Source organism: Streptomyces sp. NPDC006512, assembly GCF_040611935.1.
Lineage (GTDB): Bacteria > Actinomycetota > Actinomycetes > Streptomycetales > Streptomycetaceae > Streptomyces.
This window is the reverse complement of the sequence record NZ_JBEXPG010000039.1, coordinates 37,065-59,653: the sequence shown is the minus strand read 5'-3', so window position 1 is coordinate 59,653 and position 22,589 is coordinate 37,065. Positions and strand designations below refer to the sequence as shown.

Below are 22,589 nucleotides of genomic sequence, written 5' to 3'. Positions count from 1 at the left end.
CGTCAGGGCCCGACGACATCGCCGGTCGATCGGCGGCCCCCGAGGGCCACGAGGACCCCGCCTCATGCTCAACGTTCTCGGCGGCGTGGCCGGCACGACCCGGTAGCGGGGCCGGGCTAGGCTCTTGCCCGTGACGTGGCTGCGGGCCCTCCGGGAAGTCGTGCGATCCGGGCTCACGATCGAGGAGGCGCGACTTGAGCCCCTGCTCGCGCTGCGCACAGCTGTGGGGGTGGCACTCGTCATCGGGCCGGCGCTGTGGCTGGCCTCCCCGGCGTACGCCGCGTCCGCCGCCCTCGGCGCCTACTCCGCGGGCGCAGCCACGTTCCAGCGCACCTGGCGTCCCCGCAAAGTCATCGCGCTCGGCGCGGGCGTAGGTCTGGCACTCGGCACCTTCCTCGGGTATCTGGCCGCGGGGCGACTCGCGACGTTCCTCCCACTGCTGGCCGTATGGGCCTTTGCCGCAGGGATGGCGTGGGCCGTCGGATCGACCGCCGGGATCGTCGCGGCGACGACGGTCGGCAGCATGCTGGTGACCGTCACCCTGCCCACGAGCATCGGGCGGGCCCTGGAGCACGCCGGGATCATCGCGCTCGGGGGCGTGGCGCAGGCCCTGCTGATCCTGCTGTTCCCGATCCGCCGTTGGGGGGCGCATCGTGACGCGCTCGCCGACGCCTTGGCCGCCGTGGCGGACTACGCCCGCCGGCTGCGGCACGACCCGACCGCCCCGTTCGACCCGGAACCGTTGATGACGGCCCGGGACGCGGCCGCCGTGACGCCGTCGCAGGCCCGCACCCGCCCCTCCGTCCTGCACGGCCCCAGGGGACTCGCCGAGCGCATTCGGCCCGTCGTCGCCGCACTCGCCGACCCGGGCGTCGGCGCCCCGCCGGAGGGGCCCGGGCGGGACCGGGCAAGGGAGTTGCTCGACGCCGCCGCCGAGGTCCTGGATGCGGCCGCCCGTTCGATCCGCCGCGGCACTCCCGCCGAGGTGTCGCCCGGAAGCACGGACGCCCTGTGCATCGACGAGGAGCACGAGGTGCTGGAGGGCCCCGCGCGGCAGGCCGCCGAGCGGCTCGTGGAACTGCTTGGCGAGGCCTTGGAGATCGCCCGGTGCGGCACGCCCGGGAGGACGCCCGCGCCGCCCGTCCCCGAGGACGCCCAGGTCCTGGTGCGCCCGACCATGTTCCGGCTGGTCCCGGTCGTGGTCCGGGCGGTCCGACGTGAGCTCCGCCGGGACTCGCCCGTGTTCCGGCACGCCGTCCGCCTGGCGGCGGTGGCCACGCTCGGCTACCTGATCGCCGCCCGGCTTCCGGTGGGCCACGGCTATTGGGTGCCCATCACTTCGGTGATGGTGATGCGGCCGGACTTCCACCAGACGTACGCGCGGGCGGTGGCCCGTCTCGCCGGGACCCTGGCGGGGGTCGCGCTCGCCACCGGGATGGTGCGGGCCCTGGGCCCGGACGCCCAGGTGTTCGGCCTGCTGGCGGTGGTCTCGGCGGGCCTGTCGTTCATGCTGAACCGTACCGGCTACGCCTACTCCCAGTGCTTCACTGCCGCATACGTCGTCTTCCTGCTCGGCATGGGCGGCCAGGCGTGGGAGCAGACGGTCCCGGAGCGGGTGGTGCTCACCCTGCTCGGCGGGGCCCTCGCGATGCTGGCGTACGTGGTGTTCCCCGCATGGGAGACACCCCGACTGCCGGGCCGGCTTGCTGACTGGCTCGCCGCCGAGGGCCGTTACGCGGCCGCTGTGCTCCGCAGCTACGCCGAACCGACCCGGGAACAGCACGCCGACCTGCGCAGGGCACTGCTGGCGAGCAGGGAGGCACGCGCCGCCTGGCAGGAGGCGTACGACCGGGCAAGGCAGGAACCGGTCCGCCCCAGGGGCCTGACGTCACGCGAGGCGGAGGAGGCGCAGGAGGCGATCAAGGGCTTCGACCGGGCGGCGATGCTCATGGAGAGCCACGTCCCGCGGGCCGACAGCCGTCCCGTCCCCGAGGCGGAGCGGCTCGCCGAGGCTCTGGAGGCGGACACTGCGCAGGCGGCGGTCGATGTGCGCGAGCACAGGAATCCGGACTGGGCGCGCGTGGAGGAGGCGCTCCACGCGTGGGAGGGCGCCGCCGCCGGGGACGGGAGCCCGGTGGTGCGGCGCGGGGCGGCAATGCAGAAGCGGGCCTTGGAGGCCCTCGCGACGGCCGTGAGCCGTACACCCCTGGAACGGGACGTCGGCTCCGCTCGCGAAGAGCAACGGGTACGGGCCGCCGCGGCGGCGGAGGGTGACGGATCAGGATCCGCCCACCGGGGTGGGTGACGGCTCCGGCGACGGAGGAGCGCGCCGCGCCTCCTGGAGCGGGAAGTAGTCTCCCGGCCGCGTCGAGCGACGCCACACGTACCCCGCTGTCGCCATCACGAGGATCAGACCTGCCAGGACGAGCAGTTCGACACCCTCGACGTTCCACCGGAAGGACTTCTCCGCCTCGGCCGTCACGATGAGCACCTTGCGGATGCCGGCAACCAGGCCGACGACGAGGAACGGCTCCGCGTCGAGGGTCTGGTTCCTGATGGTCAGGCGGACGGTGTGGAGCAGCTCGGCCACGATGAACAGCACAAGGCTGTTGTCCAGGGCGGACAGAACGACCGCCTCCTCCTCGTACGGCCCCTGGATCGACCTGACGACGTCGTGGACGACCCCGACGGTCAGGATCCCCGCGAGCAGTACGAGGAGCGCCGCGACAATGAGGTGGATGCCGTCCTCGAGGAGCTGCAGGAGGCCCTGTACCCGGCCCCCGCCCTCGGTCTTCGGGAGTTTGGGTCTCACAGTCGGCATCCTAGGGGCGCCCCAGGCCAGCGGGCGCGGCTCGCTGTGCTGCCAAACGGGTGGACGAGGGATTCCTCCCGGGTGCCAGCCTGCGGGGGTGGGACGAGGCACGACATCAGCGACCGAGTTCTGCCCCGCGGCCGGAGAAGGCAGGGCCGGGGTCGGCCTCGTTCCTCGCGGCGGCCCTGCAGGCCACAGACGTCGTCCCGCGGGTGTGATTGTCGAGGAACACCAGTCTGGCCATGTTGGGGCGCTGCGCCGGCAGGTCCGGGGCGCCACGGCCCAGGTGCCCGGCGAACAGCGTGTGACCCAGGCGGTTCCACGCCAGCACGTCACTACAGCAGAAGGGCCCAGATCTCTATCGGAGATCTGGGCCCTTCTGAGCAGTAGCGGGGACAGGATTTGAACCTGCGACCTCTGGGTTATGAGCCCAGCGAGCTACCGAGCTGCTCCACCCCGCGTCGATGCCTCCACCATACGGCACCTTTGGCCTGGGCTTCTCCGGATTTCCTGGCCGACCTGCTGTCGCAAGCGCTCGCAGCTTGCAGGGGCATTCGTTCTCTGCCGCCTCCGGCCATGGGGGAGTGCGGGCCGCAGCTGCCGGGGAGCGGCGACCCGCACTGCTGTTTCCGAGGATGTCCTGACGACTGCGAAGCTATGCGGTTCGCCTGGTGCCGAGGGCCTACCGGGTGGCCTTGCTATCAGTCTGAGTCCCACGGAAGGCATCGGCGCGAGAGGTCAGATGAGGGAGGGCAGGATGCCGCGGGGCCAGTGTCCGAGCCAGAATGCGGCGGCTGAGGGCCGGTCCTGGGCCTCGGTGGAGCCGTCGTGGAGCAGGTACTCGGTGGGAGCCACATAGCCTTCGCCCGGGGCGAGGCGTATTCGGATGATGCGGATGAGGCGGCCGCTGGCGACGTAGTCGCGGTAGTCCTGGGTGTGCGGGTAGCGGTCGGCGTGGTAGTCGGGGTGGACGGCTCGGCAGACCGCTTGGGCGTCGATGGCACCGAGAATGATGTATCGCACTCCGGGGCCGAGGTTGAGGCAGAGCCTGCGGCGTCCGGTGTGCCTGTCGGCGTACGCGAGCTTGTCCCAGTTGTCGAGGTGCAGCCCGATCAGTCGGCCGTCCTCGTAGTTGTCGGTGGTCGTGGTCATGTCGGGCTTGGCGAGGGCTTGACCGAGGTACACCGCGTCCGGGTCGCCCAGTGGGCCGGTGAGGTCTTCGAGCGGGAGTCCTTCCCGAAACGTGGGCCGGACGATCTCCACGAGGGCGCTGTCCAGGGGGCGACGAGGGGCCGTGACCGCCTTGACGTCCGCTTCCCTCATGGGGCGCCACTGCCCGGCGGGGATGATCGCGCCGGGCTCGTATGCGGCCTCGTCGGGGCGGGTGGTCCGGACGGTGGCGACCTCGCAGCGGGCGCGGAGGGCGGACGGGGCGCCGTAGGCGATGTGCAGGGGCACGAGGTCCTCCCGGTCAGTCGTCCCCGATGATGATGTCGAGTTCGTGCACCAAGGCCTCGGCAAGGTCGGACTGCTGCCCGGGGTCGATGCGGACCTTGGCGAGGTTCGCGACACCGCGGATGGCCGACAGGTCGTTCTCCCGAAGGTCGGTGTTGCGGTAGCGCCCCGTGCCGAATTCGGTGAGCCGGAGCGTGCAATCGGTGAACACGACGTCGGACAGGTCACAGTCGGTGAACGTGGCCTCTGTGAGGACGCAGCCGATGAAGGCCACGGGGCCGGTGACGCGGACCTTCTCGAAGGTGGCGAAGTCGAGCTTGCAACCTTCGAACAGCACGTCGTCGAGGACCAAACCGTCCAGGGAGATGCCCATCAGCTTGCAGTCCCGGAAGTGGACGCGGGTCAGCTTGCTGCCGGTCCAGTGTGCCGAACCGAGCTCGCTGTCGCCGATCTCCACACCGTGGAGGTTGACCTGCTCGAGCTCGGCCCGCTTCGCGCGGATGCCCGCGATTCGGCCGGTGACCAGCTGGGTCTCCGCGAGGTCGAGCGATCGGAGATCGACGTCCCCGTACGCGAAGTCCTGGACGGTGCCGCGGGAGCTGTCGAGGCTGTCGACGTTGCTCAGGTAGAGGCCGGGCTCGTCCAGCTCAGGCAGGGTGATCGTGGTGTGCCCGAAGGTTCGGATGGCCATGGTGCTCCTTGTCGTTGGGGCGGGGCGGCCCCGCGCGGCGGCGGGACCGCCCGCTGTCGGCGGGGTGCTACTTGTTCTTCCAGTTGTCCCAGGTGGGCCGGTTGTCGAAGGTGGCCGTGGGGTTGTCCCAGGTCGGGCGGTTGTCGAACGTGGCGAGGGGCTTGGCGTGCTTGGCTTCCGAGGTGAGCTGGTTGCTCCAAGTGGCGTTGGTCCAGGCGTTCTCCCAGCGGGCGACGGCGGCGGCGCCGGCGGCCTCCAGGAGGGACTCAAATCCATTGGCTGAGTCCATCACGAGCGTGGCGGCGTCAGCGGGCGTGTGCACGGACATGTCGCGTGACTCCTTCGAGTAGGGCGATCTTGGCGGTGGTGCAGTACCGGGTCCTGGTCCCGTCGAACCGGCCGGCGTGCTCGAAATACCGGTTCGCGGCGTGGGCGCCCCCACAGAAGGCGAAGGCGGGGCAGGTGGCGCGGCACGCGTCGACGCCCTGCCAGAACTCAGTGATCCAGGAGGTGCGTTCCTCGGCCTCGGCCACGAGGACGTCCAGGCCGTCTTTGAGCACGTTGCCGGTGGTGAAGTCGCCGAACCGGGCGTCGGTGAACCCCGCCAGCTCGGGGGAGAGCATGACCACCCCGCCGTCGTGGGCGACGGTGGGCATCGGATCCCAAGGTGCAGACGTGGGCGTGGGGGCGGTGTCGTGGCTGCCGAGAACGGCACCGGCGAAGTTGAGCACGCGCTGGATCTCCCGCAGCCGGATCACCGGATTGGCCCGCCAGGCATCCGCGAGGGCGGCCCAGAACTCGGTCGCGCGCACGGGGTCGGAATCCTTGGCCCCGCGGTTCACCCCCTCTTCCTCTTCGACGTTGACGCCGAGGGTGGTGACGCCCAGCTCGGCGAAGAAGTCGTAGAAGCGGGCTGCATCCTCGGGGGCCGGGTCGGAGACGACCGCGATGGCGGAGAACGGGATGCCGTGGCGGCGCAGGCGCTCGATGCCTCGTATGGTGACGCGGAATCCGGGGTGGCCGGCGAGGGTGACGCGGTGGGTGTTCATGTCCTCGGGGCCGTCGACGCTGACGCCGACGTGCACCTCGCGCTCCAGCAGGAACGCGCACCAGGCGTCATCCACCAGAGCCGCGTTCGTCTGGACGCTGTGCTTCACGCCCTTGAAGGGGGACATGAGCGCGGCCAGGTGCTCGCGGCCGGTGGCGAGCGGCTCCCCGCCGTGCCACACGACCTCGAACGCCGGATCGTTGGCTGCCCACGGATTGACGGACGCGGCCACGGACTCTGCGACCGTCACCGGCATCAGGTGGTTCATCTTGCGGAACGGCAGGTAGCAGTACGTGCAGTCCATGGGCAGGCACTTCGTGGTCGGCTGCATGATCACAGACCGGGGCCTGGCCGCGAGCCGTAATGCACTCTGCATCGTGCTCCTCTCGATCGGGTCCGGGCGGTGTGTCCCGCCCAGGCGGTGGTGCTGTTGGAGGCACCGGGCGGAGAGTCGGTGGGGTCAGCGGGGGTCGGTCTGGCGCAGGGCCTGGTGGTCGGCGACGACCCATTCGATGCCGCCGCCCTCGGGGCGCAGGAAGACGGCTTCGGGGATGAAGCGCCGGGTCTTGGGGTCTTCCCAGTCGCCGATGAACTGGACGATCCCCTCGCGGTCTTCGGCGGGGTCCAGCACGCGGGCGCCCTCGTAGAGCCAGGCGGGCCGGCTGCTCATGCCGCACCGTCCGTGCCGGCCGATTTCCTGAATCGCTGCATGCCGCGTTCGGCGCGGACCCTCAGGGAGGGACTGGGGTCCGGATTGCCGAACGGGTCGTCCCACGGGGCGTATTCGGGCCCGTGCTGCGGCGAGCCGCCGGGGGCCCTGCGGGGGAGCGGAACGGGCGCGTTCTCCGTGGGCACGAGGGTGTCGAGCGAGGCGTTCCAGCCGTCCTCGCCCCCGCCCTCGGGACACAGGCGGTAAACCGTGGTGCCGGTGTCCCCGGGGACGTCTATGACCACACCCGTGCGGGAGGTTGCGGTGTCGTACGCAAGGTCGCCGCGTAGCGGCCAGCGGGGATCAGGGTCGTCCGCCTGCTGTCGTACGCGGTCATGGTCAGTGCGACGAGTCGAGGTCATGTAGCGGAACGTATGCGCTCCGCTACGGAGCAATATGAATCCGTGGAATGTCCCCAGGTCAGTCCAGCGAAAATCGTCCGGTCATGCCGCGCAGCCGCTGGCGCGTGGCAGCACGCTCGGCGTAGATGATCTTCCGCAGAGTCGCGCGTGCGACAGGGTGATTGCGGACCAGCTGGGGAGCGATGCGTTCGGCGGTCTCCAGTTCGGTCAGGGCCTGGTCGCGGTTGCCGTCCCACAGCCACGCGCGGGCAAGGTCCATGTGGTGGTGGCCGAGCCGGGAGTTCGGCAGAACCGCGACGTGCGCGGGATCCGCCTCGCGGTTGAGCCGGAGCGCTTTCGTCTGGTCACTCATCTCCAAGGCGGCGCTGACGCCGTGGATGACGACGTTGCCCAGACTGAACGTGACCGAGTGCCGGTCGTGGATCTCGGGCCCGACGTACGAGTTGACCCGCTCGCCGGCCGTACGGGCCAGCGCGAGCCGCTCATCGGACCCGGCGGCGTTTCCGCTGCGCGCGGACGAGATCGCGGCGCGCAGGTGCAGGGCTCCCCACATGCGCAGGGCCAGAGGGTCACCGGCCTCGTACTCGGCTTCGATGCCGGCGAGGGCCTTGTCCCCGAGAGCGAGGGCGTCGTCCCAGTCGGCCGACGCCCACGTGTCCCACATGCGCATCCACAGCGCCATCGCCGGCATCAGCGGGTCACCTGAGAGCTGCGCGGACCAGGTGGCCCGTTCACAGGCCATGGCGACCAGCTCGGGATGTCCGAGGGCATGGGCCGCAGTGTGGGCGAACTTGCAGGCCACCGCATAGATCGCGAATGCCTCTTCACGTTCGTGGCCGGTGGACGCCTCAGCGAGGGCTCGGGCCTCGCGCAGCATGTCCGGCAGCTCCTTCAGTACGGCGGCGTTTGCCGCAGCGTCGCGCAGGCGGAACAGGCGCTTCATGTCGTGCCACAGAACCTCGGACGGCCGAGGGGTGCCGTCAAAGACGGGAGCCAGGTCGTAGCGACGCAGTTCCCGGATGATGGAGGCCGCGGATACCTGCCACTTGGTTTCGGCGCCGCCGCCCGAGTACGGGCGCTCGATCAAAGTGTTCGGATGGCAGTGGAGCGCGGCGGCCACGGCGTTGATCAGACCGGCCCGGTCCAGCTCGATCCGCCCCTTCTCCAGCTTGGACACCCACCCTTGAGTCCGCCCCAGCGTGGCGGCAAGGTCGGCCTGAGTCATCCCGACCGAGAGCCGCTGCCGCCGGACCCGCTGTCCGATCCGCTCTTGCTCCTCGATGTACCCGCTCACACCCACCACCCCGATCTGCGAATGCTTCTGACGCGACGGTACCGCTGGCTTGCTCCATAAGGTGGGCCTTGGCCAAGGGATCTCAAGATGCAGAAACCCCTCGCGACGAGTCGGCGGCGCGCCCTGAGGTGATGTCAGTGGGGGCTTCCACGCTGGTTGGACGGGGTGCGGGGAAGATGTCTGAGGGACGCCATGCCTGAATGGCTGCTCGCGGTGCTGATTCCAGCCGCTTTGCTTGGGGTGGGTGTCTGCACCTTCCTGCTCTGGGGCCGTGCTGGGTACGGACAGGCCGGTGGAACACCACTCCTCGATGCCTAGCAGCTGGAAGGGGCCAGAGGGCGGTGGCTGAGGCCGGTAGGCGGGTCGGTCGGTCACTGCGATCAGGAAGCCTCGGGAGGGAGGACCCCCCCAGGTTGGCTGCTGGGAAAGGTCCTCTGCCGGCCCAGCCTGGTCCGGGCCTTGGGCGCCGAGGGCAAACACTGCTGCCCTGCCACACGGCCAACAGGTGGTGCGGGCTTCGCCGACAACCTCGCGCTGGCCACCCACCCTGCCTACTGGCGAGGCCTCGCTGAACTCCGGGAGATGGCGTTCTGATCGGTGGGTATGCGCCGCACCGGCCTAAGGTCGGCGGGAGAGCGGATTGCTTTCGCTGGGAGGAAGACCTTGATCTGCTCACTCCCCTCGTCTCCCACGTCGGAGCTGCCGATCCGTCTCGGCGCGGCCTGTCGTGAACCGCGCCGCGGATCGGTCGGGGGTGGCGGCAGCCATCGTCGTATGGAACCGCCGTGTGCTCTTGAGGCGACGTCGGGTGGCTGAAGACGAGCTCTCGTGGCAGTTCACTGCAGGGAAGCTTGAGCCCGGCGAGTCTCGGGAGAAGGCGGTTGTACGTGGAACGGGTGAGGAGACGGGAGTGAGCGTCACCGCCCACGAATTGCTCGGGGAAGGTGTCCATCCGGCTACCGGCAGACTGATCTCCTACACGGCCTGCGTGGTGCTCGAGGAGGTGCGCATGTGGCTGCCCCGCCAGACGTCGCTGGAGTGACCTGGGTGCCGCAGGGTGAGCTCCTCCGTTACGTCTCCCAAGGGATCTACGCGCCTGTGCAGAGGTACCTGGACACCGAGCTGCCGTGAATCCGTCCTGCGGCTCGATAGCTGGACGCGACGGGTCCAGCCTTGCTGCTGATGGATGTCACAAAGGGAGGGTTTCCCGACATTGCGGTCGCGTGAGGGTCTGGGCATGGTTGATGTATGAGGCCGCATACCGTGCTGGTCACCCTTTTCGACGGAGTCGAGGCGCTGGACGTAACCGGCCCGCTGGGTGTGCTGGCCGGCGCGAATGCCTACCTTGCCCCCACCGCGCCAGGTCAGACGGCCTACCGCATCGCCACGGCCTCGCCAGGAGGCGGCCCCGTGGACGCGCCTTCCGGCGTGACGCTGGGGGCGGACGGAGACCTGGCCGAGGCTGCCGCACCCGACATCTTGATCGTCCCGGGAGGTACGAGGTACCTGACCGGACCGACCGACTGCAATCCCGACGTCGTCCGATGGCTGCGCGATAACGCGCCGAAGGCCCAGCGTGTGGTCTCGGTGTGCACGGGAGCCTTCCTCCTGGCCGAGGCCGGTGTGCTCGCCGGCAAGCGGGTGACAACGCACTGGAGCCGCGCCGAGGAACTGGCGAACCGGTACCCCAACGTGTCGGTGGACCCGACCCCGATCTTCGTCCAGGACGGCACCGTCTACACGGCCGCAGGAGCGATGGCGGCGATCGACTTGGCTCTTGCCTTCGTCGAGGCGGACATTGGGCGCGACGCGGCGATGACGGTGGCTCGCTACATGGTTGTTTTTCTGCGCCGGTCCGGTGGGCAGTCGCAGTTCAGTGCCCAGATGCGAGCGCAGATCGCAGAGCGTCCGGTGCTGCGCGAGATCCAGCAGTGGATTGCCGATCACCCCGACGAGGACCTGTCCGTCGAGGCGCTGGCCCACCGAGCGAACCTGTCGCCTCGCCAGTTCACCCGCTCATTCTCCAGTGAAACGGGAATCACCCCGGGGCGCTATGTGGCCCACACCCGCCTGGAGACTGCGCGACGCCTGCTGGAGGATACGCACGACGATGTCGTGCACGTCGCTTCTTCCAGCGGCTACTCCACCACCGAAGCGATGCGCCGCGCATTCCAGCGTGTCCTCGGACTCTCGCCGAGCCAGTATCGAAGTCGGCACAGCTGAGGGAGCTGGCCCGGCCGTCCTCGACGGCTTCTGTCCCTTGCGGTCTCGGAGAGGCGATCAACTCACTGGATCATGCGGCCGAGTGGGCGATGCTGGTACAGCTGACCTGGTTTCGCAGGTCGCGCAGGAGGTCCAGAGCCGCGCTGTGCGGAGCGAGCAGATCGTCGATCTGGCGCATGGCGGTCCGGGGGTCGGGTGCCAGCGTGCAGCGGAGCAGGTCCTGGTACTCGCGTCGGGCGTCGGCGGTCAGCGCCGAAGCAGGGATGCGTGCGAGGGCCTCCTGCGTCGAGAGGTCCTCGAAGGCGATGGTGCCGCCGGCCTCGCTGCTCGCCCAGATGATCTGTTGTCCCGTGTAGTCGGCGGTGAGCCGGGTGCCGGGCCCCACCATGCTGCTGAGGGCCGGCAGATCCAGGGGGGAATCGCCGGCCAGCGCCCGCGCAGCTTCGTAGGAGTCGAGCGCCCAGTAGGGCCGGGGTGCCGAGCCTGGAGAAGGCGCCATGGGCGCGACTCGAGTCCTGCGCTGCTGTTGGGTTGCCGGGCCGCCGTGAACTGCGTCTGCTCCGGGGTCCTCGCGGCTTCCCAGCCAGGTGATGGCGACGAAGCGGAGGTCCTGGAACGCGGCGGGATAGAGGACCTGCGACACGACCTCGATGTCCTGGTGGTCGAAGCGCGGGATGTGGAGGCGGAACACATGTCCGTCCCGGTTGCTGACCAGCTCGGGCTTGTTTTCCCAGATGCGGCGACAGTCGCCATTGGCCAAGAGCTCGTTCAGGAGCGCGGCGAGCTCCGGGAGCCGGTCGTGTCTGACCAGGGCCATCCGCAGCATGGCCAGATAGATGCGCGCGTGGTCCTCCCAGTCGACGTACTGCTCACGGGCGTCCGGGTGCAGCAGTGCCCAACGCATCAGGTTGGCGCGTGGCTCCAGGACCCAGGGGAACCACTGCGCCATGGCCCGGTTGAAGCCGACGATGTTCCACGCGACATCGCTCAGGTAGGCGGGGCGGGGCATCTGGTGGTCGAGGAGTAGTTGGAGCGGGTGGAGGCCGGGCGTCTGGCCTGGCGGGGTGACCGCCCGCGGCGGGGAGGCGCCGTCGGTGTACAGGTACAGCGTCTCGCGCTGGTCCTCGTCCAGAAGCAGGGCCTCCGCGAGCTGATCGATCTTCGCCCGCCTCAGGCGGGGCGACGCCCCGCGTTCCAGCTCCCCGTACCAGCGCTCGGTCATCCCGGCCCGAGCTGCTACTTCGGCCTGGGACAAGGGTTTGCTGCGGCGCAGCTTCGTGCCGGCCGCCGCCCGCCACGCGCGCAGAAGACCTGCGAGTCCAATCAGCTCATCGAGGGCAGGTCGTGGATCAGGACTTTGGTCCCGACTTCCTGCTGGGATAGGCATCGCATTCCCTTCGCTCGTCGTGATTGCGCGAGTGCTCGACGTGATCCCTTCATGTGCGGGCCCAGTGATTGCAAGCCCTGGGAAGTTGCACGTGAGGCCTGCAGGGAGCCTGCGGGGAGGGGGCTTTAGTCCCGGAAGTCGCACTTCCTGAAGCGGAAGTTCCTTCTCGCGGCTGGGACGCTTGCGCGGACGGCGTACCGCCCGGTTGATACCCGTCGGGACTGCGCCCACGCGCGTTGCCCGACGTATGGCGGTTTTGGAGGTAGATATGACGGACACGGTGTGCGGCCGTGTATTTCACGTGCAGAGAACCCTGGCGTTCATGGATGGACCGTCGCACGGACCGCGTGCCATAGCGAGGGAAGCAGGTCTGAACAAGAGCACGGTGCACCGGATATTGAATTCCGGACTCGCCTACGACGTATTCGTGCGGGACGATGCCGGGAAATATCGGCTCGGCTCCGGTCTGGTCCGTGCCGGCGTCCGTGCCACGACGTACCGGCTCGCCGAGGATCGTCAGCGCCAGGTCCTGTATCGGCTGCTCGGCGAGGCTGGCGGTGTGCTGTGTGCCATCGAGTCCATCGCCGGGCTCACCACCGCCCGACGCAGGACTGAGCAGCTGGTGACCCGAGACACGGCCTTGGCAGAGGCAGGCGTGACTCGCGCGGAGTACCTGACCTCGGAGTGCTCTCTTCGGGCGGGCGCCGCAGGAAGGGCCATCCTGTCTGGGCTGCCCGCCAGTGCCCAGCGGGTAGTTGCCGGACAAGACCCTCCGCTGCCGACTGTTGGCCCTGGGTACATCCAGGATCCTCGGGAATTCCTGCGCGCCACTGCTGACGTCGCGTTGCGAGGTGTGGCCGTCTCCCGTGAGGAGGTGCGCGCGGGCTGGTGCGCTGTGGCGGCTCCGGTCAGCTGGGGCTCGGTGACGGGAGCGGTGGTGCTGGCGAAGCTCTCCGCAGACATGTCTCCGGACGCCACTGAAGAGATCATTTATACGCGAGAGGCGGCTGGCCGAATAAACCAGCTACTCGCCGAACCTTTCGCTGCGTAAATTCCATCACCGTCCCCGGACGAGGGACATAGAACGCCTCCACCTCGCTCATTGAGGTGGAGGCGTTTCACGTCCCGGGACAAGATGTATTTCCGGGTCTCAATTGACTGAAGAACATTGACCCTGCTCTTCACGTCTCATTAGAGTCAGCCCTCGGTAAACCGTGCTCCTGCCCTGCCGGCGGGGGTTCGGGGGTGCCTGGCGCTTGACTTCACCGTAGATGCCGCGATGGCCCTGCGGGAGTACATGTCGAGTTGGCGTCGATCGCGCACAACACCCTCTGTCCGCTGGAGTGTTGCGGGCATCGTGCATATGTTGCTGCTCCCTCGGGGATCGCCCGGGGAACCGCACCGCGCTCCGTCCAAGGCGAGGGAGGCGGCGCCCAGGAGTTAGCCGCTCCCGGGCGCCGCGCCGACACCCCGAAGGGCGCGGATTCATAACCGGAGCGGGCCGGCTGGCCTTTTCGACGAGAACGGCCGCCCCGCCCCACCTACGAGTGAGGAATTCTCGCATGCCCGAGTACCGGAGCCCACGGGCACACCGGCTCGCCCGCATCCTCGCGGACATGGCACCCGGAGCAGCCGTGCTTCGCATCTCCCAGCTCGATCCGACCCAGAGCTGGCCCAGCCCCTTCTGCCGCGCCTACGACCGGACGGGCCGCGGCATACCCCTCACCAGGGTCCGCGGCCTCACCGCCGCACGCTGGGTCATCCGCGCCCACCCCGACGTCCGCTGGGACCAGCCGTACGACCTCGACCTCGACAGCGGAGCCCTGCGCCCCGCGAACGAGCGGCACACAGCAGCCAAGGGGGCGAGCTGACCATGGCCCGCATCAGAACCATCAAGCCGGAGGCCTTCGCCTCCGAGTCCCTGGCCGCGGTCTCCCTCACCGCCGAGCGCACCTTCTTCGGCCTGCTCACCCAGGCCGACGACCACGGACGCTTCCGGGACCAACCCGCGGTTCTCGCCGGGCTGCTGTGGTCGCTGCGCCCGGACCACGGACCCGTCGGCGTCGAGGACGACCTGGCCCAGCTCGCCTCCCAGGACCTCGTCTGCCGCTACGCGGGCGAGGACGGCAAGCGGTACCTCCACATCACCACCTGGCACCTCCACCAGAAGATCAACCGCCCCAGCGGCATACGCCACCCCGCCTGCGCACAACACGAAGGCGAGCGTGCTACGGCCGCACAGCCCATGAGCCCTCACGGAGCAAGACATGAGGCCTCCGTGACCCCTCAGCAAGGACTCACGGAGGGTTCGAAGCACATGCATGAGCCCTCAATGAATCAGAAAACCCCAGCTCAAAGGGCATTCACTGGACCCTCCATGACGACTCACGGAGCCCCCAGTGAGCCCTCAGTGACGCCTCACCGTCCGGATCTAGGACCTAGGAACGTGGATCTAGGATCTCTACCTTCGGGGAGCGCGAGCGCTCCCGCACCCGAGCCCCCCTCGACCCAGCAGCTCATCGCCGAGTACGCCTCCGCCTGCACGCACCGACCGCCCCGCGACGTACTCGGCCGCCTCGGCCGGGAGGCCGCCAAGCTCCTCGCCGAGGGCATCGACCCGGCCCACGTACGCGAGGGTCTGACCAGGCACCGTGCCAAGGGGCTTCACCCGAGCACACTGCCCAGCCTGGTCCACGAGGCGATGAACGCGGCCCCCACCGGTTTGGCCCGAACGGGATCGCGGCCTGGCCTCCCCGCTCACCGGGGATGGGCCAACCCGACCGACCCGGCCACCGCCTACGCCGAGGAGCTGTGATGCGCGACTACGACGCACAGCGCGTCGGCGGCCTCGCCCGCCGGCTCACCAGCATCCTCATCTCGCGCGGCCAGAACCCCGACGCGATCCCCGCGCCGGTCGAGGAACCGCTGGCCGCCCTCAGGGCAGCCGAGGCGCGCATCCCCGCCCGCTACCGCAACGCGGTCGCCGATCACCCGGCCATCAGCGCCTGGGTACGGGACGTCGCGCAGGCAGGCCGACCCGGTCCCGGCGGAGCCCCCGGGATCGGACAAGGCCGGTCGCTCCTCATCGTCGGCACCACCGGCACCGGCAAGACACACCAGGCGTACGGAGCGGTCCGCTGCCTGGTGTCGGCTGGGGTCCGCCTCCGATGGAAGGCGACGACAGCCGCCGACCTCTACGCGGACCTGCGCCCCCGACCCGGCCACGACGGCGAGCGGGAACTCATGGACCTCGCCCGCTGCCCCCTCCTGATCGTCGATGACCTCGGCGCCGCCAAGAACAGCGAATGGACCGAGGAGATCACGATGCGGCTCATCAACCGCCGCTACAACGAGATGCTCCCGACGCTGCTCACGACCAACCTCGGCATGGCCGACCTCAGAGAACACATCGGTGACCGGGTCGCGTCCCGCCTCACGGAGATGACCGACAAGGTCATCCTCGACGGCCCTGACCGCAGACGCGCCCTTGCAGCCGAACGCCGCCGCTTCGACGCGGCCACCGCCACCTGACCTTCCCACCGGGGCTAGCCACCGCAGTGCGCCCCCTCGTACGCACCAACCCCCGGCCTGCACCTGCAGAGCGCAGGCCGGGGTGATACGGAGACACCCGCATGACCACCCCCGACCCCCACACGCCTCGCACCCTCGGTGACCACACCTGGCAGGACCGAGCCGCCTGCCGATCGACCCCGCACCACCGAGTCGACTTGGGCCTCTTCTTCCCCGACCCTGATGAGACCGACCGCATCCGTGCGGCGAAAACCCTGTGCAGCCAATGCCCCGTCCGCCGCACCTGCCTGGACGCCGCCCTCGAGAACGGCGACCGCGAAGGCATCCGAGGCGGCATGACGGAGGAAGAGCGAGCCTCGCTGCACAGCAAGCTGGCCAACCGTCTTGACTACGCGCGAGTCGACGCCGCCCTCGCCGGCCGCGACATCCACCTCACCGGAGCCGAGCGCCAGGCCGTCGCCCGCGCCGCCTACCAGACCGGTACCGACATCGACCGGCTCGCACGCCTCCTCAAGGTCACCGAGGACCACGCTGGGAAGCTCTACCGCAAGACCCGCCGAGAGTTCCGCAACCGAGCCATCGGCACGAGGAAGCCCCAGAAGGCCGGGCCCGCCGACGCCGTACTGCCGACCGACCCCACGGAGCTCGGTAGGGCCGCATGACGGGCCGAGCCACAGCGCGGATCAACGGCTGGGACCGCGCCGCCATCGTCATCCTCGGTGCTGCCGCCTGTGCGCTCTCCTACGACGCGCTCCAGCAGATGGCCACCGCCATCCACGTCCGCGGATTCCTGACGTACCTGTTTCCCCTCGTGATCGACGGCTTCATCGCCTACGGGGTGCGCGCGCTGCTCGTCATGAGTACCGCGCCGCTCACCGCCCGTACCTACGTCTGGACGCTCTTCGGAGGAGCCACGGCTGCCTCGATCTGGGCCAACGCCCTCCACGCCATCCGCCTCAACCAGCAGCAGTCCTCCGGAGCCGGACTCCGGCTCGGTGACCTGACCGTCGGCATCCTGTCCACTCTCGCCCCGCTCGCCCTCGCCGGCAGCGTCCACCTGTACATCCTCATCGCCCGCCGGACAGAGGTGTCCGGTGTCCCCGGTCAGCCGGGCGACCGGGACGGCCGTACGGCCCGAGTGACCGTCACCCCAGTGACTTCCGGTCGGCTTTCCGGTTCGCTCGCCGACCAGCCCGGGCTTGACAGCCGAGCCCAGGCGACCCCTGAGCGGAGGATCGGGCAGGTGACCGAGGCGAACCCGGCCGGTGACCGTGTCCTGCGGCCAGCGCCCGCCCCTGACACGCAGCACAGCCGCGCGCCCGACGAGAGCCCGGCCGCCGGCAACAGACCTGCGCAAGCCGCCCGCCAGCACCTGACGGCGACCTCCGCTGCCCGTCCCGCGCGCGGCCCTCGGACAGCTCACCCGGCGCCCCCGGTCACTGTCCCGGTGATCGATGACCTCCTCCCGATCGCCCGCCGCGCGGTGACCGAAGCAGGCAAGGCCACCCGCCAGGTGGTCGCGGACGCCATCCGCGGCCAGGGCCTCCCGCTGGCCAACGACCGTCTCACCGGCCTGATGGACCAACTGCGGATCGAGGCCGTCGGCCAGGACACCCGGCCTCGGTGACCTCGGACGATCCCATGCACCACCCCGGCACCCGACCAGGGCAGCCGAGGGCCAGAACCGAACACCACGCCCCCCACGCACCACCGGAGACACCATGCGGCGCACCACCCCCGCGACACGGGCCGAAGTCGACACCTGGATGACCGTGCTCCTGGCCCACGGCCACCTGCACCGGTTCGAGCACGGACCCGACGGCGCATGGACCGTCTGGCGCACCACCACCAGCACCCCCTTCACCCTCCACCACCCCGTGCTCGCCATCGACTACGTGGCCCGGACCCTCCTCGACCTCCGCCGCCCCACATCGGAGCGGCACCGGTGAGCCGTGCCGTCGAACGGCCTGAGCCTCCCAACGGCCCCGAGCAGCACCACTGCCCGGCACCCGGCCGAGCAAGCTGTAGCTTCCGAAACTCCTCCGCAGCCCGTGGCAGCGGAGGAGTTTCGGAAGCGCATGCCCCCGCCCCCTCAGGGGCGGGGGAGGACAGGCACCAGGGGGCGCCGGATCCGATGGCTGCGACCGGGGGCGGACCGCAGCCAGGGGAGGAGAAGCTACCCAGCGCCGCCACGCGCACCCGCCCCCGATTGCGCCAGCACGAGCAGCGCGACCACGTACGCAGCGTCCGCCTCACCCGACACGAACTCGACGACGTTCAACGCGCCGCCGAGGCCGTCGGACTGAAGACCGCCGGATTCCTCGCCGACGCCGCAGTCGCCGTCGCCCGGGCCCAGCACGGCCCGAAGACCTGGCTCCTCGACCAGCGCGGCCTTGTCGCCGAGCTGATGAGCGCAACCACCCAGCTCGCCCGCGTCGGGAACAACCTGAACCAGATCGCCCGCGTACTGAACAGCGGCGGCCATGCGGACTACGCCGATGAAGCCGTACGCCGCGTCCTGCGCGCCGCCACCCGGGTCGAAGGCGCCGCAACCCAGCTCGCGAAGCGCTGACCGGGTGGTACCCGACATCTCCACCGGGGGTCGGACGTACGGGCTCCTCGCCTACCTCTACGGCCCGGGCCGCCGAGACGAGCACACCGACCCCCACCTGGTGGCTTCCTGGCTGCCAGAGCTGGCCCCCGACCCGGGCCGAGACCCCGCCGCCACCCTCAAGCAGCTCACCGACCGACTCGACCTGCCCGTCCTGGCGCTACCGAAGCACCGACGCCCGGCTCGGCACGTCTGGCACTGCCCCGTACGAACCGCCCCCGGCGACCGTCGGCTGACCGACGCCGAATGGGCGCAGGTCGCCCGACGGATCATCCACGCCACGGGCATTGCCGAAGAGGGGGACGGCCAGGCCTGCCGCTGGATCGCCGTACGCCACGCCGAAGACCACATCCACCTCGTCGCCACCCTCGTACGCCAAGACGGGCGCCGACCGCGACGGCACCAGGACGGCATCCGGGCGCAGGCGGAATGCCGGCGGATCGAAGCCGAGTTCGGCCTCCAGGTCCTCAATCCGGGTGACCGCACTGCCGCCCAGCGCCCGACGAGTGCCGAACGATCGAAAGCAGAACGCACCGGCCGCCCTGAGCCGAGCCGGGAGACCCTCCGTGCATCGGTACGCCAGGCCCTGGCAGGAGCCGCAACTGAAGAGGAGTTCTACCGGCGGCTCAGGGAGGCAGGGCTCCGTGTCGAGAAGCGACTCGCACCCTCCGGCGACACACTCGGCTACAAGGTGGCCCTTCCCGGCGACCGCAACCGGGACGGGGAACCCATCTGGTTCTCCGGCTCGAAACTGGCCCCCGACCTCTCACTCCCGAAGATCCGCCAACGTCTCGCTGCTGGTCCCCTGGACGACGGCCCCAGTGGCGACGACCAGGACCATCCGCGCCCGGCCCGTACCCGTCGCACCGCCGCCCCGCTGGTCGAGCGCGCCGCAGCCACTCTCACGGCAGACGATGACGAAGACGCAGCAGCCCAGCTCGTCGGCATGGGAGAACTGCTCGACGCCCTCGCCCACACCTCACCCGTCTCGACACGCGGCGAACTGCACCAGGCAGCAAGCGCCTTCGAACGCGCCACCCGCTCCCACATCCGCGCAGCACGCTCGGGCAACCGCGCCATCCGCTCCGCCGCACGAGGCATCGTCCGTGCCGGCGACGCCCTCGGTCGAGGCGAAGACGGCGGCGCCACCGCGATGCTGCTGTCCACGCTCGTCCTCGCCACGATCGCCGCCGTGCACTGGCACTCGGCCCGCGGCCACGCCCAACAAGCCGCCGCCGCCCGCCAGGCGGCCTGGCACCTCCGAGCGGCATACCGTTCGTCCTCCGCGTCCCCGCTCGGCGCGATGCGCGAGCAGGGTCGACGGCTCACTCCCTCAACTCGGCGACGACATGCTGACGCCGTGAGCTCGACTCTTCCCGAGCGTGCCGATCAGGTTCTGGCCGATCCTGGTTGGGACGCACTCGCGGCCACGCTAGACGAAGCCGAACGGGCAGGCTACGAGCCGACGGCGCTGCTTCAGGGAGCGATCGACCAGCGCGAATTGGAGTCCGCGGACAACATCACGGACGTCCTGGTCTGGCGCGTGCGGCGAACGGCGAAACTCCCCGCAACGGCTGGGGCCGCCCCCCATCGCTGGGACGCCCAAACAGTGAGCATCCGGCAGGGCGCTGCGGAGCACACTGATGGAACAGCCCGTGCCGCTGCCGGGGTGAACCGCCGCCCCCGGCGGTGACCCTCACCGGGCTTGGGTGGTCGCCCGGCAGCTGGAGCACGCGAGAGGGCTGTATCGGCCGTAACGGGGAATGGGTTCCGCGCAGAGCATGCAAGGTCCGATCTCCCAGAGAGGACAGCTCGGTTCTGCCGCGATGACGGCGCACTCGCGGGCTGACAGGCGCCGCAGCTGCACCGGCCGAAACGGCGATGCTCGGCCCGGCCCAGAACCGCTACGTGGACCCGCTGACTGGGACCGGCTCCTTGCAGAGCCCGCGATCCGGCTGCCGGCTGACTATCAGGCCCTCGTGGACGCATACGCTCCAGCATGCGAATCGCGTGACGCCTTGTCAGGCATCCGTCCTACGCTTCCCTTCATCCGTTCATGAGGGGGGAAGTTGAGCACTACCGAGACACCGACGTGGCGGCACCCGATGGTCCGCCTGCACCACCGCCGAGTGGAAAAGCATCTCGCTCCTGCCGGGAAGGCTGCGGCCGAGCTGGGCGCACCACTCGACATGGAGATGATCCGCAAAGCCCTCGGTTACCGGAGGTGGACCTTCCTCCGGAGGTTGCGCCGTGTGGGATACCCGTTCGGCGCGATCGCCCTTTCGGGAGCGGCGGTCCATGGACCTGCGTGCACACCGGGCGGACGCTTCACCCTTTCCCCTGCCGAGTGCTCGTCATGGTTCGCCTACTTCGACCTGGGCACGCCGAGCTCATTCTTCACGCTGCTCGGATGCACCCTGGCCGGCGTCTGGATCATCTCGGCGTGGAAGGGGGACTTCATTGCCGGGTGTTACCGGCCGCTGTACGGCCTGCTCGATCTGGTGACCATGGCCGCCGCCGTGGCTACCGGGGAGGCGGGCGACTACACCCAAGCGGCGAAGCTTGCCGACAAGACGACTGATCTCCGCCAGATGTTCTGGGAGCTGCCGGGGGACGTGGCCAAGGAGTTCGGTCACGCGGGTGACATCCGAGCCCAGATGGGCGACCACGCCAAGCGCGTACTCAAAGCCTTGGAGAGCGATGCTGCCGAGCTGGCTGACGACCCCCGGGAGGCCGCCCGGACGCTGGGGCTCCACGTCACGGAGGTGGTCGGCAACCTCGCTTCCGGTCGCTTCACGCGCCTGCTGCCCGTCGATGAGCTCCCTGAAACCGAACTCGATCCCGATCGGATCGCAGGACGGTACCTGGTACGGGCCTCCGTGAAGTCGGCGCTGCTCGTTCTCCTGCTCTGCCTTGCTGGCGACCGGTTTGGGCTGCCGACCGTGGGCGTACTCGTCGGCAGTCTGCCTGCCTTCGTCCTTACGACGTATCTGATGTTGCTTCACAAGCACGGCCTTGCGGAAGCATCCCGGCTTATCCGCGCCATGAAGGAACCCATCGACGGCCCCAACGCGGCCAGTCCCGCACCGTGACGATGAGTGAGGCTGCGGGAGGCGTTTGTGGCAGGCGGTGCGCCCTCATCACCCGCCGTGCGCTCCAGAAATGGTCACCTGCGCATCCGGCCCTGATACCCGGCGGCGGTCGCGTGTCGTGCATCTCAGGCGGTGGGGTCCCAGTGGTTCTGTGAGCGTGACGGCTTGCCGTCGAATCCAGCTCAGCCCGCTCTCGGGCAGGTACCTGTCCTTCGCGGGAGCGCGAAAAGATCACGCTGTTTAACGCTCAGGCGGTGTTGGTGCTCGAGATCGGGTTCTGACTCACACTTCGGATGTTGTTGGTGATCTTGTCGCAGCCTGTTGGCACGGAGGTGTTGTACCCCCTGAGACTGGCGGACTGCAGCCAACGGACTTGCTCGCGGCTGCCGCTTGGCCAGCAGGCCGGCTTAAACGCCCGTCGCGCGACCAGCGGTCATTCGCACGCACCGATGTTCCACTTGGAGATCACCATCAGCATCCGGAAGAGATGCCAGAACCGTTTCCAAGAATCCCCAGTATCGCGGCGGATGCGCGTCTGCTCTGGGCGAAGCGCCGGTGTCCACTTGGGCGTCAGCGCTGCCGACGGGGCGGGGCGGAGTAGGCGGCCTGAGCCGGAACGATGGGCAAAGCAGTGCCGGGGTTCCCTGGTGCCCTCGTGGACCGGGCAAGGGCTGCAGCGGTCCGCGGTTGCTGTGGTCCAGAGGCGGGATGGACGGTGACGAGCGGGAGATGGAGGTCCGGGATTGCGTGGGCGACCCGCGAGACCGGAGCAGGGTCCGCCAGTGCCATGGCGGAGGCTGCGATCAGGTGCTGGGGCGTGCTGGTGCTGAAGTACGCCTGCCAGGTCGGCGCGGTGAGGGGATCCAAGCCCCCGGAGAGTCGCCATGTGGAGAGCTCGGGGTCCATCAGTTCGTCGTATTCGTGCAGTCGGCCGATGCGTATCCGATAGGCGGAATGGCCGTCCGGCGAGAGCTGGTAGTGGGCTCCGGGCTGACGGTCAGCCGGGTGCCAGTCGCGTTCGGCGAGGAGGGCCGCCGGGCTGCTGGGGGTGTAGTGCTTCCCGCCCCGGAGGCGGTCGCGGAAGGTGTTGCCCAAGCCCTCGACGAGTGTGGTGGTGAAAGCGGTGACCACCTCGGCGGGCGTGTCCCGGTCGAACGTGGTGATCCAGTCCGGTACGCCGAGAGCGTCCTCGGCGAACGTGATGGTCCAGCCGCCGTAGTGACCCTCTACGGGGTTCGCGATCCGAACCCTCTGACACGGGCTGGTGTAGTACGCATCGGTCCCGAAGGCGATGACCTTGGACCAGCCCGCGGCCTCGTCCAGAGGTGCGGAGCCGGTCCGGCTGGATCCGCTCCCAGCCAGGGCCACGGGAGC

General features: G+C 69.6%; 22 protein-coding genes, 1 tRNA gene and 3 pseudogenes. 14 read left to right on the top strand and 12 right to left on the bottom strand.

Annotation, left to right across the window (positions count from 1 at the left end; translation table 11 throughout):
* Positions 1-130: 130 nt before the first annotated feature.
* Entirely contained in the window at positions 131-2,305 is a 2,175-nt protein-coding gene (locus tag ABZZ17_RS25790; protein WP_356878951.1) for an FUSC family protein, read from the top strand.
* Here ABZZ17_RS25790 and ABZZ17_RS25785 read toward each other — a convergent pair.
* The 10 genes and pseudogenes from ABZZ17_RS25785 to ABZZ17_RS25740 form a co-directional block, all read right to left on the bottom strand.
* The gene (locus tag ABZZ17_RS25785; RefSeq protein WP_356878949.1) at positions 2,279-2,821 is read right to left on the bottom strand and encodes a phosphate-starvation-inducible PsiE family protein; all 543 of its coding nucleotides are present in this window, start codon (positions 2,819-2,821) and stop codon (positions 2,279-2,281) included. The genes ABZZ17_RS25790 and ABZZ17_RS25785 overlap by 27 nt on opposite strands.
* Positions 2,822-3,020: 199 nt before the next feature.
* Positions 3,021-3,149, bottom strand: a pseudogene (locus ABZZ17_RS25780) (transcriptional regulator); the annotation flags it as partial.
* A gap of 50 nt (positions 3,150-3,199) precedes the next feature.
* Positions 3,200-3,273, bottom strand: a tRNA-Met gene (locus tag ABZZ17_RS25775).
* 277 nt (positions 3,274-3,550) lie between these two features.
* Entirely contained in the window at positions 3,551-4,270 is a 720-nt protein-coding gene (locus ABZZ17_RS25770) for a hypothetical protein (RefSeq protein ID WP_356878947.1), read from the bottom strand.
* A gap of 13 nt (positions 4,271-4,283) precedes the next feature.
* Positions 4,284-4,958, bottom strand: a complete 675-nt coding sequence (locus ABZZ17_RS25765) for a pentapeptide repeat-containing protein (RefSeq protein WP_356878945.1) — start codon at positions 4,956-4,958, stop codon at positions 4,284-4,286.
* A 67-nt stretch (positions 4,959-5,025) separates the two neighbouring features.
* Positions 5,026-5,286: a multiple cyclophane-containing RiPP AmcA gene (gene amcA, locus ABZZ17_RS25760; protein WP_356878943.1), complete on the bottom strand. Its 261-nt coding sequence runs from the start codon at positions 5,284-5,286 to the stop codon at positions 5,026-5,028.
* Positions 5,264-6,337, bottom strand: coding sequence for a cyclophane-forming radical SAM peptide maturase AmcB (amcB, locus tag ABZZ17_RS25755; RefSeq protein WP_356878941.1), 1,074 nt, complete (start codon positions 6,335-6,337; stop codon positions 5,264-5,266). Before amcB ends, amcA begins: the two co-directional genes overlap by 23 nt.
* A gap of 129 nt (positions 6,338-6,466) precedes the next feature.
* Positions 6,467-6,676 (bottom strand): hypothetical protein, encoded by a 210-nt coding sequence (locus ABZZ17_RS25750; RefSeq protein ID WP_356878939.1) that lies wholly within the window; start codon positions 6,674-6,676, stop codon positions 6,467-6,469.
* Complete coding sequence (locus tag ABZZ17_RS25745) at positions 6,673-7,077, bottom strand: hypothetical protein (RefSeq protein WP_356878937.1); 405 nt, start codon at positions 7,075-7,077, stop codon at positions 6,673-6,675. Before ABZZ17_RS25745 ends, ABZZ17_RS25750 begins: the two co-directional genes overlap by 4 nt.
* Before the next feature lie 58 nt (positions 7,078-7,135).
* Entirely contained in the window at positions 7,136-8,371 is a 1,236-nt protein-coding gene (locus ABZZ17_RS25740; RefSeq protein WP_356878935.1) for a helix-turn-helix transcriptional regulator, read from the bottom strand.
* Between the two features lie 525 nt (positions 8,372-8,896).
* On the opposite strand from ABZZ17_RS25740, the pseudogene ABZZ17_RS25735 reads away from it, so the two are divergent.
* The 3 genes and pseudogenes from ABZZ17_RS25735 to ABZZ17_RS25725 form a co-directional block, all read left to right on the top strand.
* Positions 8,897-9,102, top strand: a pseudogene (locus tag ABZZ17_RS25735) (flavoprotein); the annotation flags it as partial.
* Positions 9,099-9,502 (top strand): annotated as a pseudogene (locus ABZZ17_RS25730) (NUDIX hydrolase). The pseudogenes ABZZ17_RS25735 and ABZZ17_RS25730, both read left to right, overlap by 4 nt.
* 117 nt (positions 9,503-9,619) lie before the next feature.
* Positions 9,620-10,594, top strand: a complete 975-nt coding sequence (locus tag ABZZ17_RS25725) for a GlxA family transcriptional regulator (RefSeq protein WP_356878933.1) — start codon at positions 9,620-9,622, stop codon at positions 10,592-10,594.
* Between the two features lie 70 nt (positions 10,595-10,664).
* Here the strand turns inward: ABZZ17_RS25725 and ABZZ17_RS25720 are convergent, their stop codons facing one another.
* Positions 10,665-11,981 (bottom strand): helix-turn-helix transcriptional regulator, encoded by a 1,317-nt coding sequence (locus ABZZ17_RS25720; protein ID WP_356878931.1) that lies wholly within the window; start codon positions 11,979-11,981, stop codon positions 10,665-10,667.
* A 268-nt stretch (positions 11,982-12,249) separates the two neighbouring features.
* On the opposite strand from ABZZ17_RS25720, the gene ABZZ17_RS25715 reads away from it, so the two are divergent.
* The 10 genes from ABZZ17_RS25715 to ABZZ17_RS25670 all read left to right on the top strand — a co-directional run bounded on the left by ABZZ17_RS25715 (position 12,250) and on the right by ABZZ17_RS25670 (position 21,215).
* On the top strand, positions 12,250-13,032 hold the full coding sequence (locus ABZZ17_RS25715) for an IclR family transcriptional regulator C-terminal domain-containing protein (protein WP_356878929.1): 783 nt from the start codon (positions 12,250-12,252) through the stop codon (positions 13,030-13,032).
* 511 nt (positions 13,033-13,543) lie between these two features.
* Entirely contained in the window at positions 13,544-13,852 is a 309-nt protein-coding gene (locus ABZZ17_RS25710) for a hypothetical protein (protein ID WP_356878927.1), read from the top strand.
* Positions 13,853-13,854: 2 nt separating this feature from the next.
* Positions 13,855-14,796, top strand: a complete 942-nt coding sequence (locus ABZZ17_RS25705; RefSeq protein ID WP_356878925.1) for a hypothetical protein — start codon at positions 13,855-13,857, stop codon at positions 14,794-14,796.
* Entirely contained in the window at positions 14,796-15,512 is a 717-nt protein-coding gene (locus ABZZ17_RS25700; protein ID WP_356878923.1) for an ATP-binding protein, read from the top strand. Before ABZZ17_RS25705 ends, ABZZ17_RS25700 begins: the two co-directional genes overlap by 1 nt.
* Positions 15,513-15,613: 101 nt before the next feature.
* Positions 15,614-16,174: a WhiB family transcriptional regulator gene (locus tag ABZZ17_RS25695; protein ID WP_356878921.1), complete on the top strand. Its 561-nt coding sequence runs from the start codon at positions 15,614-15,616 to the stop codon at positions 16,172-16,174.
* Complete coding sequence (locus ABZZ17_RS25690) at positions 16,171-17,139, top strand: DUF2637 domain-containing protein (RefSeq protein WP_356878919.1); 969 nt, start codon at positions 16,171-16,173, stop codon at positions 17,137-17,139. Before ABZZ17_RS25695 ends, ABZZ17_RS25690 begins: the two co-directional genes overlap by 4 nt.
* Positions 17,140-17,233: 94 nt before the next feature.
* Positions 17,234-17,461, top strand: a complete 228-nt coding sequence (locus ABZZ17_RS25685; protein ID WP_356878917.1) for a hypothetical protein — start codon at positions 17,234-17,236, stop codon at positions 17,459-17,461.
* A 185-nt stretch (positions 17,462-17,646) separates the two neighbouring features.
* Positions 17,647-18,084: a plasmid mobilization relaxosome protein MobC gene (gene mobC / locus ABZZ17_RS25680; protein WP_356878915.1), complete on the top strand. Its 438-nt coding sequence runs from the start codon at positions 17,647-17,649 to the stop codon at positions 18,082-18,084.
* 4 nt (positions 18,085-18,088) lie between these two features.
* Positions 18,089-19,816, top strand: a complete 1,728-nt coding sequence (locus ABZZ17_RS25675; protein WP_356878913.1) for a relaxase/mobilization nuclease domain-containing protein — start codon at positions 18,089-18,091, stop codon at positions 19,814-19,816.
* Positions 19,817-20,252: 436 nt separating this feature from the next.
* Entirely contained in the window at positions 20,253-21,215 is a 963-nt protein-coding gene (locus ABZZ17_RS25670; RefSeq protein ID WP_356878911.1) for a hypothetical protein, read from the top strand.
* 570 nt (positions 21,216-21,785) lie between these two features.
* On the opposite strand, the gene ABZZ17_RS25665 is transcribed toward ABZZ17_RS25670, so the two are convergent.
* Complete coding sequence (locus ABZZ17_RS25665) at positions 21,786-22,583, bottom strand: DUF317 domain-containing protein (RefSeq protein WP_356878909.1); 798 nt, start codon at positions 22,581-22,583, stop codon at positions 21,786-21,788.
* Positions 22,584-22,589 lie beyond the last annotated feature (6 nt).